The 16,588-nt window shown below is 68.6% G+C and carries 10 protein-coding genes; 4 read left to right on the forward strand and 6 right to left on the reverse strand.

Going from position 1 to position 16,588, the window contains the following annotated elements; translation table 11 throughout:
- The first annotated feature begins 151 nt into the window (after window positions 1-151).
- On the forward strand, window positions 152-2,134 hold the full coding sequence (gene recQ, locus ACWFR3_RS34350; protein WP_453738602.1) for a DNA helicase RecQ: 1,983 nt from the start codon (window positions 152-154) through the stop codon (window positions 2,132-2,134).
- A gap of 198 nt (window positions 2,135-2,332) precedes the next feature.
- Here recQ and fahA read toward each other — a convergent pair whose 3' ends face one another.
- Window positions 2,333-3,640, reverse strand: coding sequence for a fumarylacetoacetase (fahA, locus tag ACWFR3_RS34355; RefSeq protein WP_453738603.1), 1,308 nt, complete (start codon window positions 3,638-3,640; stop codon window positions 2,333-2,335).
- Window positions 3,641-3,848: 208 nt separating this feature from the next.
- On the opposite strand from fahA, the gene ACWFR3_RS34360 reads away from it, so the two are divergent.
- Window positions 3,849-5,090, forward strand: coding sequence for a carboxylate--amine ligase (locus tag ACWFR3_RS34360; protein ID WP_453738643.1), 1,242 nt, complete (start codon window positions 3,849-3,851; stop codon window positions 5,088-5,090).
- 101 nt (window positions 5,091-5,191) lie between these two features.
- Window positions 5,192-6,394: an NAD(P)-binding domain-containing protein gene (locus ACWFR3_RS34365; RefSeq protein ID WP_453738604.1), complete on the forward strand. Its 1,203-nt coding sequence runs from the start codon at window positions 5,192-5,194 to the stop codon at window positions 6,392-6,394.
- Between the two features lie 47 nt (window positions 6,395-6,441).
- Here ACWFR3_RS34365 and ACWFR3_RS34370 read toward each other — a convergent pair whose 3' ends face one another.
- Genes ACWFR3_RS34370 through ACWFR3_RS34380 form a run of 3 tightly spaced genes read right to left on the reverse strand, consistent with a single transcriptional unit; the run spans window position 6,442 to window position 11,818 of the window.
- Window positions 6,442-6,933 (reverse strand): hypothetical protein, encoded by a 492-nt coding sequence (locus tag ACWFR3_RS34370; RefSeq protein ID WP_453738605.1) that lies wholly within the window; start codon window positions 6,931-6,933, stop codon window positions 6,442-6,444.
- Between the two features lie 14 nt (window positions 6,934-6,947).
- The gene (locus tag ACWFR3_RS34375) at window positions 6,948-11,423 is read right to left on the reverse strand and encodes a DUF6531 domain-containing protein (protein WP_453738606.1); all 4,476 of its coding nucleotides are present in this window, start codon (window positions 11,421-11,423) and stop codon (window positions 6,948-6,950) included.
- A gap of 56 nt (window positions 11,424-11,479) precedes the next feature.
- The gene (locus ACWFR3_RS34380; RefSeq protein WP_453738607.1) at window positions 11,480-11,818 is read right to left on the reverse strand and encodes a hypothetical protein; all 339 of its coding nucleotides are present in this window, start codon (window positions 11,816-11,818) and stop codon (window positions 11,480-11,482) included.
- A 231-nt stretch (window positions 11,819-12,049) separates the two neighbouring features.
- Between ACWFR3_RS34380 and ACWFR3_RS34385 the strand changes: the two genes are divergently transcribed.
- The gene (locus tag ACWFR3_RS34385) at window positions 12,050-12,865 is read left to right on the forward strand and encodes an HAD family hydrolase (protein WP_453738608.1); all 816 of its coding nucleotides are present in this window, start codon (window positions 12,050-12,052) and stop codon (window positions 12,863-12,865) included.
- Here the strand turns inward: ACWFR3_RS34385 and ACWFR3_RS34390 are convergent.
- Together ACWFR3_RS34390 and ACWFR3_RS34395 are read right to left on the reverse strand one after the other, a co-directional pair.
- Window positions 12,862-14,850, reverse strand: a complete 1,989-nt coding sequence (locus tag ACWFR3_RS34390) for a CocE/NonD family hydrolase (protein ID WP_453738644.1) — start codon at window positions 14,848-14,850, stop codon at window positions 12,862-12,864. The genes ACWFR3_RS34385 and ACWFR3_RS34390 overlap by 4 nt on opposite strands.
- 28 nt (window positions 14,851-14,878) lie before the next feature.
- Window positions 14,879-16,393: a peptide MFS transporter gene (locus ACWFR3_RS34395; protein ID WP_453738609.1), complete on the reverse strand. Its 1,515-nt coding sequence runs from the start codon at window positions 16,391-16,393 to the stop codon at window positions 14,879-14,881.
- Window positions 16,394-16,588 lie beyond the last annotated feature (195 nt).

The following is a 16,588-nucleotide window of genomic DNA, read 5'->3' on the forward strand; positions in this document are numbered from 1 at the left end:
GCACCCCGTCCGACAGGGGGTGCCGGGCGGCGGCCTGTGGATAACTTCCAGAGGTGTCGGTGCGGACCCCTATCGTTGAGTCAGTGGTCGAAGCGCGACGTACGAGACGCACGCGAGGTACGGGGGCAGGGCGATGGATGGGATCAGTGGCATGAGCGAGGTGACCGTACCGAGCGCGGTGGCGGAGAGTGACGCACTGCGGACGCTGCACCGCGTCTTCGGGTACGACGCGTTCCGGGGCGAGCAGGAAGCGATCATCGAGCATGTGGTCGCGGGCGGTGACTCCGTCGTCCTGATGCCCACCGGCGGCGGCAAATCGCTCTGCTATCAGATCCCCGCCCTGGTCAGGCCCGGCACCGGCGTGGTCGTATCCCCCCTCATCGCGCTCATGCAGGACCAGGTGGACGCGCTGCGGGCCCTTGGCGTGCGGGCCGGGTTCATCAACTCCACGCAGGACTTCGACGAGCGCAGGGTGATGGAGGCCGAGTTCCTCGCGGGGGAGCTCGACGTGCTGTATCTGGCGCCGGAGCGGCTGCGCCTGGAGGGCACGCTCGATCTGCTCTCCCGCGCCAAGATCTCCGTCTTCGCGATCGACGAGGCGCACTGCGTGGCGCAGTGGGGTCACGACTTCCGGCCGGACTATCTGGCGCTCTCCCTGCTCGGCGAGCGCTGGCCGGACGTGCCGCGCATCGCCCTGACGGCCACGGCGACGCACGCCACGCACCGGGAGATCACCGAGCGGCTCGGCATGCCGGACGCCAAGCACTTCGTGGCGAGCTTCGACCGGCCCAACATCCAGTACCGCGTCGTGCCGAAGGCCGAGCCGAAGAAGCAGCTCCTGGCCTTCCTCAAGGAGGAGCACGCGGGCGACGCGGGCATCGTGTACTGCCTCTCGCGCAATTCGGTCGAGAAGACCGCCGAGTTCCTGTGCAAGAACGGCATCGAGGCCGTTCCGTACCACGCGGGTCTGGACGGCGGGACGCGCGCCGCCCACCAGTCGCGCTTCCTGCGGGAGGAGGGCCTGGTCGTCTGCGCCACGATCGCCTTCGGCATGGGCATCGACAAGCCGGACGTCCGGTTCGTCGCCCACCTCGACCTGCCGAAGTCGGTCGAGGGGTACTACCAGGAGACGGGCCGCGCGGGACGTGACGGTCTGCCCTCCACGGCCTGGATGGCGTACGGCCTCCAGGACGTCGTCCAGCAGCGGAAGCTGATCCAGGGCAGCGAGGGGGACGAGGCGTTCCGGCGCCGGGCAGCCTCGCACCTGGACTCGATGCTTGCGCTGTGCGAGACGGCCCAGTGCCGCAGGGCCCAGCTCCTGACGTACTTCGGCCAGGACGCGGACGGGCAGTCCTGCGGGAACTGCGACACCTGCCTCACCCCGCCGGAGACCTGGGACGGCACGGTCCCGTCCCAGAAGGTCCTCTCGACGGTGGTGCGGTTGCAGCGGGAGCGGGGTCAGAAGTTCGGCGCGGGCCAGATCATCGACATCCTGCTCGGCAAGAAGACCGCCAAGATCATCCAGTTCGACCATGACCAGCTCTCGGTCTTCGGCATCGGCGAGGAGCTCGCGGAGGCCGAATGGCGCGGCGTCGTCCGGCAGTTGCTGGCGCAGGGGCTGCTCGCGGTCGAGGGGGAGTACGGCACGCTGGTCCTGACCGAGCAGAGCGGTTCAGTGCTCGGCCGGGAGCGGGAGGTGCGGTTGCGCAAGGAGCCGAAGCGGCCCGCGGCGGCGAAGGCGCCGAAGGGGGAGCGGAAGGCGAAGGCCGCGGCTGCCGTCGCCGAGCTGCCTCAGGAGGCGGTGCCGGTGTTCGAGGCGCTGCGGGCGTGGCGCGGCGCACAGGCCAAGGAGCTCGGCCTCCCCGCGTACGTGATCTTCCACGACGCCACGCTCCGCGAGATCGCCACGCTGCGGCCGTCGTCCCTGGCGGAGCTCGGCGGCATCAGCGGCCTCGGCGAGAAGAAGCTGGCGACGTACGGGGAGGGCGTCCTGGAGGTCCTCGCGGAGCTGGGGGGCGGGGAGCCCTCCGGGCCGGTTGACGCGGAGCCCCCGCAGGCCCCGCGGTCCGCCCCGGCCCCGGAGTACCCGGACGCCCCGGACGAGGAGTGGCCGGAGCCTCCGGAGGACTTCTGAGCGCCGCCCGAACGAGGAGCGCCCCGCAGGGGCGCGGGGAACGGCGCGCTCAGCCACGATGGCGCGGCAGGAGGATTGGGCGCGGGCTGTCCCCGGGCCCCGTAGGGGCGCGGGGAACGGCGCGACCAGCCACGATGGCGCGGCAGACGAATCCGAGGCCCAGAGGGGCCGGGGGTGTACCACCCCCGGCCGCTAGCCTCAGTGGCCCGAGGCGACCCTGCCAGAAACTTCGCCGAGGCCCACCCGGGTACCGTCAGGCCCCGGCGCCCACGCCGTGAGCGTGACCTCGTCGCCGTCCTCCAGGAACGTCCGCTTGCCGTCGGGGAGTTCGAGGGGATCGCGGCCGTTCCAGGTCATCTCGATCAGGGAGCCGTACTGCCCCTTGTCGGGGCCGCTCACCGTGCCGGAGCCGTACAGGTCCCCCGTGCGCAGGGACGCGCCGTTCGCCGTCATGTGGGCCAGCTGCTGGGCGGCCGTCCAGTACACGGTGGAGAAGGGCGGCTCGGAGATGACCTGGCCGTTCAGGGTCACGGTGATGCGCAGGTCGTAGCCGCCGGGCTCGTCTGCGACGGACTCCGCCGAGTCGTCCAGGTAGGGGAGCAGTTCGTGCGTGCGCTCCGGAGGGGCGACCCGCGCCGCGTCCAGGGCCTCCAGGGGGGTGATCCATGCCGAGACCGAGGTGGCGAAGGACTTGCCGAGGAACGGTCCGAGCGGGACGTACTCCCAGGCCTGGATGTCGCGCGCCGACCAGTCGTTGAGGAGGGTGAGGCCGAAGACGTGGTCCCGGAAGTCCGCGAGCGGCACCGGCGTGCCCAGCTCGGAGGGCGTGCCCACGACGAAGCCGACCTCGGCCTCGATGTCCAGGCGGACGGAGGGCCCGAAGACCGGCGCCGTCTCGTCGGGCGCCTTGCGCTGGCCCGAAGGACGTACCACTTCGGTCCCGGAGACCACAACGGTGCCGGACCGGCCGTGGTAACCGATGGGCAGGTGCTTCCAGTTGGGCGTCAGCGGAGCCGGCGCGTCCGGGCGGAACATCTGCCCCAGATGGGTCGCGTGGTGCTCGGAGGCGTAGAAGTCCACGTAGTCCGCGACCTCGAAGGGGAGGTGCAGGGTGACGTCGGACAGGGGGTGGAGCAGGGGGCGTACGACCTCGCGGTGGGCCGGGATCGTCACCCACGCGGTGAGTGCGCGACGCACGTCGGACCACGCCGTGCGGCCCGCGGCGAGCAGGGGGTTGAGGGTGGGCCCGGCGAGCAGCGAGACATAGGGCGAGCCGAGTGCGGCGGCAGCGGCGCCCGCGTCGAGGACGTGATCACCGAGCCGTACACCGACCCGGCGCTCCCCGGCCCCGGCAGAGCCCGCGGCCGCACCTCCGGTGAGGGAGAAAACGCCGTACGGGAGGTTGTGCGGACCGAAGGGATCGCCCTCCGCGAGAGCGAAGGGGTCGCCTACGGAGCGGGCGGAAGGGTCGCTTCCGGCCGGGTCGAGCGGGGTGTGCTCGGACATGCGTACCTGCCTCGCTTTCCATAAGGGTGTGCCACACGTTACGTGGGAACCTTCGCTGGGGGCAGTGTCTAAAGAGTTCGCAATGTCCGAATAAGCCTTGCTGGAATGGTTAATTCCGGCTTAGCGTCCTTTGGGGGGCGCGGACGGGGTGGGTCCGGGTCATACGGAGGGACACGTGGGGGGACCCGTGGCCATGACGAACGACAGCATGCCCTTCGCGGTGGACCGTGAGGTGCCCGGTTTGATCGTGAAGTTCGGCAACTATCCGCTGCATCACGGCGGCGTGGGCGCGATCCGCAGCCTCGGGCGGCTCGGCGTGCCCATGTATGCGATCACGGAGGACCGCTACACACCGGCCGCGGCCTCGCGCCATCTCACCCGTGCCTTCCCCTGGCCGACCACCGGGGCGGAGGAGCCGGAGCGGCTCGTCGAGGGGATGCTGCGCCTCGCGCGCCGGATCGGCAGGCCCACGGTCCTGATCCCGACCGACGAGGAAGCGGCCGTGCTCATCGCCGAGCACCAGGAGCCGTTGAGTGCCGCGGGGTTCCTCTTCCCGCGCGTGGAGCCGAAGTTACCCCGCCGCCTCGCCAGCAAGCAGGGCCTGCACGAGCTGTGCGTGGAGCACGGCATCGCCTCGCCGGCCGCGTCCTTCCCCGAGTGCTACGGGGACATCGAGGAGTTCGCCGCCACGGCCCTCTTCCCGGTGGTCGCCAAGAACCGCGAGGCGTTCACGCGCCGCTCCCGGCCCGCGGTGAACGGGACGACGCGCATCGAGACCCCGTCGGGCCTGCTGGGCCTCGCCCGGGACTGGGGGGAGCGGCCCGGAGTGATCCTCCAGGAGTATCTGCCGCGGGAGCAGGCCGAGGACTGGATCGTGCACGCGTACTTCGACGCGGACTCGACGCCGCGGGCGATGTTCACCGGCGTCAAGGTGCGCTCCTGGCCGCCGCACGCGGGGATGACGGCGAATGCGTATGTCGTCGACAATCCGGAACTCGCGGACCTCGCCGCACGTTTCATCAAGCAGATCGGTTTTACCGGCGTCGTCGATCTCGACCTGCGTTATGACCGGCGCGACGGTCAGTACAAACTGCTCGACTTCAACCCCCGCATGGGCGCGCAGTTCCGGCTCTTCGAGAGCGAGGCCGGAATCGATGTGGTCCGTGCGATGCACCTGCACCTGACGGGGCGCCCGGTTCCCAAGGGGGAGCAGCGCGCCGGTCACCGCTATGTCGTCGAAAACATAGACCTGCCCGCCCTCCTCGCCTACCGCCGCAGCGGCTACACCACACCGCACGCACCCCCACACGCCAGTGGCACGGAACTGGCGTGGCTCGCGGCGGACGACATGAAGCCGTTCTTCACGATGCTCGCGCGTTTCGTACGGCCGGGTGCGAAGCACCTGTTCCAACTCTGGCGGACGCAGAGACGCGGCAGCACGAAGCGTTGACAGCTACAAAGAAGTTGATAGCCACAAAGAAGTTGAAGGCCACAAAAGCACAGCACCACACGAAGTAGGCACACGTAAGTGACGTCCTGGGGAGGGACTTCGTGATCCATCCAGTAGCAATCATCGGGGCGGGGCCTTTCGGCCTGTCCACCGCGGCCCATCTGCGGGCCCGCGGCATTCCGGTGCGGGTCTTCGGCGACCCCATGGTGAGCTGGCGCGCGCACATGCCCGCGGGGATGCTCCTGAAATCGACGCCGGTGGCATCGAACATCGACGCGCCGCAGCGCGGCCACGACCTCGTCGACTACTGCGACGCGGCGGGGATACCGCGCCTGGTCACCGACGAGGACATCATCCCGATCGAGACCTTCATCGCCTACGGGGAGTGGTTCAAGGGGAAGCTGGTGCCCGACCTGGAGCAGGTGCGGGTCGTGTCGGTCGACCGCAAGGGCACGGCGGGCTTCGACCTGAAGCTGGACTCCGGCGAGCAGTTCACGGCCCGCGCGGTCGTCGTCGCCACCGGACTCTCGGGCCTCGCGCAGCTGCCGCCGGCGCTGGCCGCGGCCGTGCCGGACGGGCCGTCACCGGCGGGTCCCGTGTCGCACAGCTCGCAGCACAGCGACCTGTCGCGGTTCGCGGGTCGCGAGCTGGTCGTGGTCGGCGCCGGGCAGTCGGCCCTGGAGACGGCCGCGCTCGCCGCGGAAGCGGGCGCGACCGTGAAGGTGGTGGCGCGCGGCAAGGGATCGGTGGCCTTCGGGGAGCCCCCGTGGAAGCAGCCGAAGCTGCGCCCCGAGTCGCCGTTCGGCCGCGCCTGGTCGCTCTACGCCATCAGCTACTACCCCCACCCGTACCGCTATCTGCCCCCGCAGGCACGCCACTTCCTGGTCCGCCGCATCCTCGGGCCGCTGGGCGCGTGGTGGCTGCGCGAGCGCTACGAGGGCAAGGTCGAGACGCGCGAGGTCCGCAGGGTGGTGTCGGCGGACGTCCGGGACGGCAGCCCGGTCCTGAGGGTGGAGACGCGGGCCGGCCGCCTCCGCGAACTCTCCGCGGACCACGTCATAGCGGCGACGGGCTACCGCGTGGACATCGCCGCGATGGACTTCCTGGCCCCCGCCCTCCAAACCCGCCTCACCACAAGCCGGGGCACCCCGAAGCTGGGCGCGGGCTACGTCTCATCGGTCCCCGGCCTGTACTTCACGGGCCTCCCGGCGGCGGCGTCGTACGGCCCCGTGATGCGCTTCGTCTGCGGCACGGAGTTCGCCTCGCCGCGGCTGGCGGGGCATTTGGCGCGGGCGCACGGGTGAGGTGACGGGGCTGAGGGGTGCGGTGCGCGCTGGCGTGCGCGCCGACGCTACGTCCTGTCCCGCAGGAGATCGTCGAGCGCTGCTTTGAAGGCGGATGGGCTCGACTCGTCGACCGGCTTATTCATGTCCATGAGCGGCAGATTGATTTCCACACCGTTGATGGGTCTGCCATCGTGACTGGCGTTCCACTCCGCGATGGCCTGGAACGCGTGCGATGCGGCGTAGTAGGCGGGGTGAATGTCCGCGTACTCGGCAACCACCTGCCAGACGCCGTCAGCGTTCCTCGTCATCGGACGGGTGGGAGGCACGATAACGAGGTCGTGCCATCCGTCACCGCGATGATTCTCCAGAATCTGAGCGTGTCGAAAATTGGGGCGGCTGCCATATCGTTCGATGGCGAAGATACCCGCCATCATGACGGCGTCGACCGGAGTCTGGGATCGGGAGGCGAGTTCGAAGGTCACCTCCGGGTGCTCCTCGAACACAGGTCGCCAGATGTCGAGTGTTTCTGCTCTCTCTGAGGTGACGACGAGACGCATGGTGATTCTCTCTATCAGGGGATCGGCATACTCGGAAGAATGCGGATCCGTCCGAACTCCTTCAGTACCTCGGTCGGCAGGGCGAGTGCCTCGATGCCCCCTGCCTCCACGAGGTCCACTCTACTTATCTCGGGGATGGCGTCATTCCTGATGGTGGACCGGACCAGTGTGTAGGGGCCTTCCTGCGGGAACTTCCCGAACATCTCGCGACCGTAGGCGGCAGCCGACTCAGCGGTGGTCGAGAAGTACTTCGTCTCGATACCGCGGATGTTCTGGAAGGTCCTCGTGTTCAGGATCTGACTGAGTTCGGCATTCTGCACGGCTCGGTAAAGGTACATCTCGCCGGGGTTCAGCTTGTCGAGACGCCCGGTGCAGGAAAGCAGCCCCAGGGGATCGATCCACTCGTGTGGATTGTCCACGTACCCGTAGTGGTTGGGGTCCGGATCGAGCCCGAGTGGGTCGGGGGTAACGTACCGATTGATCTCGGGGTCGTAATAGCGCTGGTAGTTGTAATTCCAGCCTGTCTCGTCGTCGTGATATTGGCCGGGGAAACGCAGCGGCATGTCGACGTCGGAATTTCCGCTGCCGCCCTCGACGCCCCAGACGGTGGCATCCGATTGCCAGGCGATCTCGCCCGACTCGTCGATCAATTCAGTGGGTGTTCCCACCAGGTCGGTGACGATAGCGTAGAAGCGAGCGTCGATCTCGTCCCGCGGTGTCTGCTTCCGCTGAGCGATCGGTCGCAGTCCGTCGTGATCCCAGGTGAGCCTGACAGCTTCCGCTGCGCTGTCGTTCCGGCGACTGACCTGCTCGATGACGGTGGCGTTGGCCCAGGTGAAGTGGGTTTCTTCGGTGAACCGTCCATCGGCGTCGATCTTCAGTTTCGCCGTGCGTCGGCCCAGCGGGTCGTAGGAGTACCGCCACCTGCTGCCGTCAGGAGTCACAACTGCCGTCAGCCTGTCCTCGGCATCCCATTCGTACTCCCAGAGGGAAAGCTTGCCCGAGAGTGTTTTCGTGCGCCTGGCAACGGTTCGACCGGCAGCGTCATACTCATAGCGCACTCGGCCGGCGCGAGTGATGCGCGTGCCCGCATAGCGTCGTTCTCCCGCTGCCGTCATCTCGCCTCGGGCCCAGGCTGCCGAAAGCTGGTTTCCTACGGCGTCGTATGTGTAGTCCTCGCGTTCGGCCGGGCCGGAAGCGGCCGTGACGCGGCCCATGACGTCCAGCTCGAAGGCCGTATCACCCCAACGACTGTCGGCGATCGCACTCAGATGGTGGTCGCCGCGATAGGAGTAATTGCGCTGCCACAGGAGGTGGTCGCCCGCTCCCACTCTCTGCTCGGCCAGGTTGCCCGCCGCGTCCCAGCGGTGGTGGAGCAGGACGTTGGCTCCGGCGGCGCGAGTAGCCTCGCGCCCGGCTCCGTCATAGGCGAAGCTCACCTGATGCGTGTCGGCTACGAGGCTGACAGGGCGCCCGGCCTCGTCGTACTGCCAAGAGCTTTCGGCCCCGCCCGGAGTCGTCCGGTGAAGCGGGCGGCCCATGATGTCGTAAGCGTAGGAGGTCGCCAGCCCGTCACAGGTCTCCCGAAGGACACGACCGAGGGGGTCCCGGTCGAAGGTCAGGTCGACACCCTGACCCGCGGCGTGCGTCAACCGGTCGGCGGGGTCATAGGCGAAGGTCGTGCTGATCCCGGCTGCGATCTTCTCCACGACATTGCCCACGGCATCACGGCGGTAACTGACCTCTTGGCCCAGGGCATTTATCTTGGCGGTCAGCTGGCCGGCCGCGTCGCGGACATAAGCGACCGTGCGGTCGTCGAAGTCGGACTCTCCGACCAGCCGCCCCGCGTTGTCGTAGGTGTACTGCCAGCGGCGGCCTGAGGGGTCTGTCGCGACGGTCAGGCGGAGTTCGGAGTCACGCGTGTACTCGAAGCGCGATCCGTCGGGGTTCGTCTGAGCTCGCGGGAGATCGAACGGGCCGTATTCGTATCGGTACGTCCCCCCGGCCGCATCCGACCGGCTCAGGCAATTGCCCTCTCCGTCCCAGCTCCAAGTCCACTGCGATCCCACGGGGTCGGTGTGCCGCGAGGGCTTGCCCTCGACTGTCCACTCCAGGCGGGTTACCGCGCCGAGCGGGTCGGTGATCTCGACCGGGCGGCCGAAGCTGTCCCGGCGGTACCGGGTGGTTTCACCGGCCTGTGTGATGAGGCAGACCGGGAGCCCGGTGGTGTCACAGGTGACCGTGGTCGTACTGCCCAGCGGGTCCGTGACGCTGGCCAGGCCGCCATGCTCGTCGTAGGCGTAGCGGGTGACGGCCCCTGCGGGATCGATCCCGGCAGTGCGGTTCCCATAGGCGTCGAATACCTGGCTCCACTCCGCGCCGTCGGCGGCAACAACGCGCTCGACGAAACCCTGTTCGTTGTAGGAGACCCGCGTACGGTGCAGATCCGGGCGGACTACCTCCGTCACGTTCCCTGCTGCGTCGTAGGCGTACGAGGTCGTACGGCCGAGAGCGTCGGTGACCGACAGGAGGTTGTCGTAACGGTCCCATGTCCGATGGGAGCGATTTCCGAGCGGGTCAGTCTCGGTCCGGAGTTGGTAGGCGTCGTTGAACTCGTAGACCGTGGTGTGACCCAAGGAGTCGGTGAAGAGCGTCCGCCGGTGATCGGTGTCGTAGACGATGCGACTGCTGAGTGCTCCCCCGGTGCCGTCGGTCGCGATGCACCTGCCCTGGTGGTCGTAGGTGTAGCGGTACCAGACGTCGTTGCGGTCCGCCCAACCCGTGATGCGGCTGGAGTCGTCGTACGTCAGCTTCAGCGGCAGGCCCGAGGAGTTCCGGATCTCCGACAGGTTTCCCCGGTCGTCATATCCGTACTGCACGAGGGTGGGCTGCTCGGGGTCGTTGAGCAGGCAGAACGCCGTGATGTGACCGTCTTCCACCGTCACACCGATGTGGTAGCCACCGTCGTGGACGATCTCGGTGGGGGTCCCGTCGGCGCTATATCCAACGGTGAACCTGTTGCCGTTACGGTCGCTGACGGCGGCCAAGGGCAGCTCACTCGGCGGCAGGTGCGGCAGCTGCCTGAAGTGAAGGGTCTGGCCGGAGTCCAACCGGTGGATGGTTATCTCCCCGTCGGCGGCGCCGTCCCAGCTCATCGGCCAGCGTGGTCCTTCAACCGGTAGGACCGTGGCATCGGGATCAGGAACGGGGTAGTTCAGCACCATGCCGTCATCGGTGACGAACAGCACGCCGGACGCGTCGAGCCTGAGGCGTTGATCGAGCGTGGAGCTCCAGCTCCGGCCGAAGAGATGGCCGGTGCGTGTGCCGCTGCGGTGGTGTCGCTCCAGAACGAGGGGGAGCGTACCCGCCAGAGAGACATCCGTAGCGGACATCACCATCTCCCCGGTAGCCATGTCCACCGGGTCGGTGCGGCAGAGCAGCTTGCGAATCTGCCGCCCCATGGCACGTGTGCCCTTACCGAGGCCCTTGACTCCGAGGGCCAGACCCTTGAGCCCGCCTTTGAGGCCTTTCAGTCCCTTGGCGAGGCCGCGGAGGGAGGTGAGGCCCTTCATTCCGGGGATGCAGTCCAGGGCGGCGAAGGCGACATCCCATAGAGATGCCTCCCCGTTGGCGTATTTGTTGAGGGTGTCGGCGAGTACGACGAGGGCGGCGATCAGGACGATCGCGCCCAGGATGGGGCCGCCGATGATCATTGCGATGATGCCGAGGACCGCGACGACGACCTTGCAGACGGCGACGATGGTGTCCCAGTTGTCGGTGACCCAGTCGCCGACCTCCTCCCACCACTTGCGGTTCTGGATACCCGCGTCGGAGGCCTCTTCCAGTTTCTTCTTCGCCGTGCCGGCCGCCTCCTCGCGCATCTTGCGGGCGTCCTCGGCCATCTTCTTCGCCGCGTCCAGGTTGCTCTGCGCGGCGGACACGTCGGACTTGGCCGCCGTCTGGGCCTTCTCCGCCGAAGTGGCGTTGCGGGTGGCGGCCTTGACCTTGTCCGGGTCGGGCTTGGGGACGTCCTTGTCCTTGGACCCGCCGTCGTCCTTGTACTTGTCGGCTTCCTTGCCCGCCTTGTCCACCCACGAGTCCGCGGAGGTCAGGCGGGTCTGCGCGGAGGACAAGTCGCCCTGCGCCTCGCGGCCCTTGACCAGCGCCTTGTCCGCCAGGGCCTGGGCGCGCTCCAGCTCCGGCCAGTACGTCGAGAGCGCGTCGCCGGCCATCTCGTAGCTCTTCTTGAGCTTCTTCAGCTTGCCCGGCGCGTCCTCGAACTCCGCCGTGAACGACTCGGCCGTCTTGCCCGCCCAGGTGAGGATCGCGTCCTCGCCCGCCATCCCCTTGATGTCCCGCAGGACCTTGGAGACGTCGTCGGCGAAGTCGTGCAGGTTCTTCGCCAGGTTGCGGACGCGGTCCGGATCGCCGGGGGTCGGGTCCTTGTCCAGGTCCAGGACATGCCAATCCGCCGGACGATTCCCCGCCATGCCGCAACCCCCGTCACGCGTTCCCCGCTAGCCACTCCGTGCAAAGAGCAAAGTTACTAGGCGCGCAGGTGGGGAGGGGGGCCGGAGGGCGCTTCATTACCAGATGCGTACGTCCAGGCCGGCGAATCCCTCGGCGGTGCGGGCCAGCGTCCCAGTGTGGCGAAGTCGATGTCCGCGTCGGCTTCCGCGTCGCCTGTGGGGAGGCGGCCCTTGGCGTCGGACTTGTAGTAGAGGCCGTACGCCCAGAACTCGGGGAACTCGTGGCACATGAGGTCCGGATAGGGGGAGATCTCCAGGTCCCCGTACCTCTCGTTGACCCGGGCCACCGCTTCCGCGCGGGAGATCCCGCAGCGGGCCACTGCTTCGTCAACGATCTCTTGGAAATACTCGAGCATGCCGTCATCCAGCCGCATCAGAAATGTTGCTCTGTGGAGGGGGGCGAGGGGCTCGTGCGTCATGTTTTCTCCGGGCGGGGATTCTGGGGCAAGTACTACCGTAGGGGCGGCTCCCGCAGACACGTCTCGGTGAACTCTGCGAGCGCCGGTAGTGCGACCAGCGCACCCCGGCGCGTCACAGCTCCCGTCACACTGCTTTCAGCATCGCTCGGGATCCGTATTCTCTGGATCATGGCTGCAGCCCTCGCATATTCACTTATCGCCACTGACCTGGACGGAACGCTGCTGCGCGGTGACGACACCGTCTCCGACCGGTCGTTGGCCGCGTTGGCGGCGGCCGTCGCGGCGGGGGCGCATCATCTGGTGGTGACCGGGCGGCCCGCGCCGCGCGTGAAGCCGCTCCTCGATGATCTGGGGGGCGGCGGCCTCGCGGTTTGCGGGCAGGGGGCGCAGTTGTACGACGCCGGGGCTGATCGCATGCTCTGGTCCGTGACGCTCGACCGTGAGCTCGCCGAGGCCGCGCTCGGCAAGATCGAGGCGGAGATCGGGCAGGTCTACGCCGCCGTCGACCAGGACGGGGTGGACGGGCTCACCCTCATCGAGCCGGGGTATCTGATGCCGCACCCCACCCTGCCCGCCGTACGGGTGCAGAAGCGGGACGCGCTGTGGGTCGAGCCCATCAGCAAGGTGCTGTTGCGCCATCCCGAGCTGAACGACGACGAGTTGGCCGCCGTTGCCCGCGACGCCGTCGGGCCGCTCGCCACCGTCACCATGTCCGGGCCCGGCACCGTCGAGCTCCAGCCGCGCGGCGTGACCAAGGCGACCGGCCTTGCCCTTGCCGCCGAGCGGCTCGGGATGGCCGCCGAGGACACCATCGCCTTCGGGGACATGCCCAATGACGTGCCGATGTTCGTGTGGGCGGCCCGCGGCGTCGCCATGGCCAACGCCCACCCCGACCTCAAGTCCGCCGCCGATGAGGTGACTTCGTCCAATGAGGAGGACGGGGTGGCCGTCGTGATCGAGCGGCTTCTCGCGGCGCGGAGTTAGCCCGCCGTTCGCGGGATGCGCTTCTCCCATGTGCGGTGGAAGACGACCTCGTCACCCTCCCTGCACACCACCTCGTTCGACGTGATGAAGTCCGCCGCGTCGCACGTGATCTCCGAGCGCGAGACGATCGACACGTCCCAGGCCAGTTCAGGGCGGTGCAGGCGGATCGTCCAGTCGGAGCGGGTGCGGGCGCTGAGCGGGTCGGACTCGTTGATCGTGTACGTCTCCACCGCGTCCTCGGTGAATTCGAGGCCGTCCGGGTAGACCCGCGTACCGCCGTAGCGCGGGTCCACCTCCAGGCGCCATTCGCCCTTCGCCACATCGCGTACGACCAGGCGCTCGGGACGCAGCTCGTCGAGCGTCGCCGGGTAGACCACCCCGAGCGGCTCCGACTGCTCGGGAGCTTCGAAAGTGATCGTGGGGTCCAGGTCGCCCTCCCGCACCGGGAGTTCCAGCGCGCTGCCCGCCGGATCGAGGACGAAGCCCGCCGAGTCCGCCTGCGGCCAGATCCACGGCCAGTACGCCGACGACACCGCGAGCCTGATCTTGTGACCCGGCGGGAAAGTGTGGCCGATCGCGTTCAGTTCGAACGTCACGTCCTCCGTGCCGCCCACCGGCCACGGGTCCACCCGATCCCTGCCGTTGCGCGACGAGAGGTTCAGGACGCCCCGGGTGACCAGCGTCGACGAACCGTCCGGCGCCACGTCACACACCCGCGCGATCGCCTGGCCGGACGGGGTGTCCATCTTCAGGCACAGCGTCACCTTGGGGCGCCCCAGAATGCGGACGGACGAGGGGACCTCGAACTCGAAGCACGCCGACTTCGCGTCCTCGTCCCGCTGGTCCGGCGGCAGGTCCGCGTCGTTGCCGAAGGGGAAGTAGCGGCCCGCGTCCAGGCCCGTGTGCTGCGGGGAGTTCACCACCATGGGCGTGCCCTGGAGGGCGTACGGGGTCGGCGTGACGTTCGGGGATGGCCAGGAGGGGTCGCCGACCCAGCCGCCCGGCAGCTCGGCGTAGACCGTCGCCGGCGGGTGCGAGTCGCTGATCCAGGAGCGGAGCTTCGGCTCGGACATGACGCCGGTGTCGATGCCTTTGAGGTGGTGGTCCCACCAGCGCAGGGTCTCCTGGAGGAAGCCGATCGCCGGGCCCGGCGGAAGGCCGCGGTCCGGGTACTGGTGCGACCACGGGCCGATCAACCCCCGCACGTCTCCCGGCAGATGCTCGACCAGGCGCAGGACCGTGTCCCGGTAGGGGTCGTGGAAGCCGCCCACCGCGAGGACCGCCGCGCCGATCGCCGAGTAGTCCTCGCAGACGCTGCCGTGCTGCCAGTAGGCGTCCCGGGTCTGGTGGTCGAGCCAGGTGTGGATGAAGGGGTCGACCGCTTCGAGGCGGCTCAGCCACATGTCGCGCCAGCGGTCGCCGACGAAGAACGGGTCCGGGGGGCGGGAGACGAAGGCGAGCATCGTCGATGCCCACGCGTGCATGTCCACCGCGAGGACGGAACCACCCATGTAGTGCACGTCGTTGTCATAACGGTCGTCCGCGGAGCAGACCGTGACGATCGCCTTGAGCGGCTCGGGCGCGAGGGCCGCGATCTGGAGGGAGTTGAAGCCGCCCCAGGAGATGCCGAACATGCCGACCTTGCCCGTGGACCAGGGCTGCGCGGCGAGCCAGTTGACGACCTCGACGCCGTCGGCCAGCTCGACCGGGGAGTACTCGTCGCCCGGCATGCCCTCCGAGTTGCCGTGGCCCCGCACGTCCACGCGCACGGAGGCGTAGCCGTGGCCCGCGTACCAGGGGTGGCGCTGGAAGTCCCGGGGCGCCGTCCAGTCGCTCAGGCGGTAGGGGAGGTACTCCAGGAGCACGGGGACGGGTTCGTCCGTCACCGGGCGCCAGATGCGTGCGTAGAGCCTGGTTCCGTCCGGGAGGGGTACTTGGACGTCCTCACGGGTGGTCTCGTACGGGAAGGATGAGCGGATCTGCATGTTCTGCATGGGGGGAACCTCAGTGTCCTCAGTGGACGGGGTGCATGGTGCGGCGCAGCCACGGTGCGAGCAGGATGACGGCGACACCGGCGGCCACCGCGATCGCGCCGTTCACGCCGAAGTACGCCGGGTTGGAGACTTCTCCGTAGAGCTTCACGACCTGTGCCTGGATGCCGTTGGCGAGGGCGAGCGAGAGGAACCAGAGGGCCATGGTCTGGCTGGCGAAGGCCTGCGGGGCGAGCTTCGTCGTGGCCGACATGCCGGAGGTCTCCACGAGGATGTCGCCGAGGCCGAGCAGCAGGTAGGAGCCGACGATCCACCAGACCGCCATCTTGTACGTGCCGTCGCCGTGTCCCGAGGTCGGCAGGACCATCAGGATGAACGACAGGCCGCCCAGGATCACGCCGAACGCGATCTTGTTGGAGGCGTGCGGCTGGCGGCGGCCCATCCGGGCCCAGACCGCGGCGACGACGGGGGCGAGCGCGACCTCGAAGGCGCCGAGCGCGGAGGCGTACCAGCTGGCGGGGAAGGTGAAGCCGAAGATCGACGTCTCGGCGTTCGTCGAGGCCAGCAGGATCATCGTCGAGTAGGCCTGGAAGAGGATGAAGTTGAAGACGACCGAGGCGAGGAAAAGCACCACGTACGGCCTGAGGCGGCCGCGTTCCTCGGCGCTCACGCGCGGGCTGCGGAACATGACCGCGAAGTAGACGATCGGCGCGATCACCGAGATGACGGTGAGCAGGTCGACGAAGCGGTCCATCGTCAGCCAGCCGACGGCGGCGAGCACACCCGCGAGGGCGGCGAACACGAGGACGCCCACGACGATCAGGACGACCGCGCGGCGCATCGCGTCCTTGGGCAGCGCGAATTCGGCCGACGCCTTGCGTCCGGCGAGGTGACGGCGGCCCAGGACGTACTGGATCAGGCCGAACGTCATGCCGATCGCGGCTGCCGAGAAGCCCCAGTGCCAGCCCTTGTGGTCGCCGAGCCAGCCGGTGATCAGCGGGCCGGCGAAGGCGCCGATGTTGATGCCCATGTAGTACAGCGCGAAGCCGGCGTCGCGCCGCTGGTCGTCGGTGCGGTAGAGCTTGCCGACCATCGAGGCGACGTTCGGTTTGAGCAGCCCGGTGCCCGCGCTGATCAGGCCGAGGCCCACCCAGGTCATCGTCGCCGTCGGGACCGCCATGGAGTAGTGGCCGCAGGCGATGAGGATGCCGCCCCACAGGACCGCGCGGTACGAGCCGAGGATGCGGTCGGCGAGCCAGCCGCCCGCCACCGAGACCAGATAGACGAGCGTTCCGTACGCCGCCGACACCGAAGCGGCGGTTCCGGAATCCATGCCCATTCCGTCGTTCGCGACGGAGTCCGCGAAGTACAGGACGAGGATGGCCTGCATGCCCAGGAACGAGAAGCGCTCCCAGACCTCGAGGCCGGACAGGGTGAGCAGACCGCGTGGCTGCCCGAAGAACGCGTGGTCGTCGCCGGGCGGCGGCTCCGTCGGCGGCTTCGCGGGCGGTTCGGTGTCGGCCTCGGTGCGGGACAAAGGTTGTGCTCCCGGTAGTTCCGTCAGTTCCGTTTGACTGCGTGGTTCACGGGGCTTCGGTTGATCGCGGGATGATGCGGTCTTCCGGCCCGTATCGGCTGATCAAGAACATACCGGTGGTGATCGAACGTCGCCTGGGCGGCATTGCACAGGCGGGTGCCCACTGTGATCGAAAGGCGACCGGATACGCTGACT

It is taken from the genome of Streptomyces sp. NPDC055189 (genome assembly GCF_053606765.1).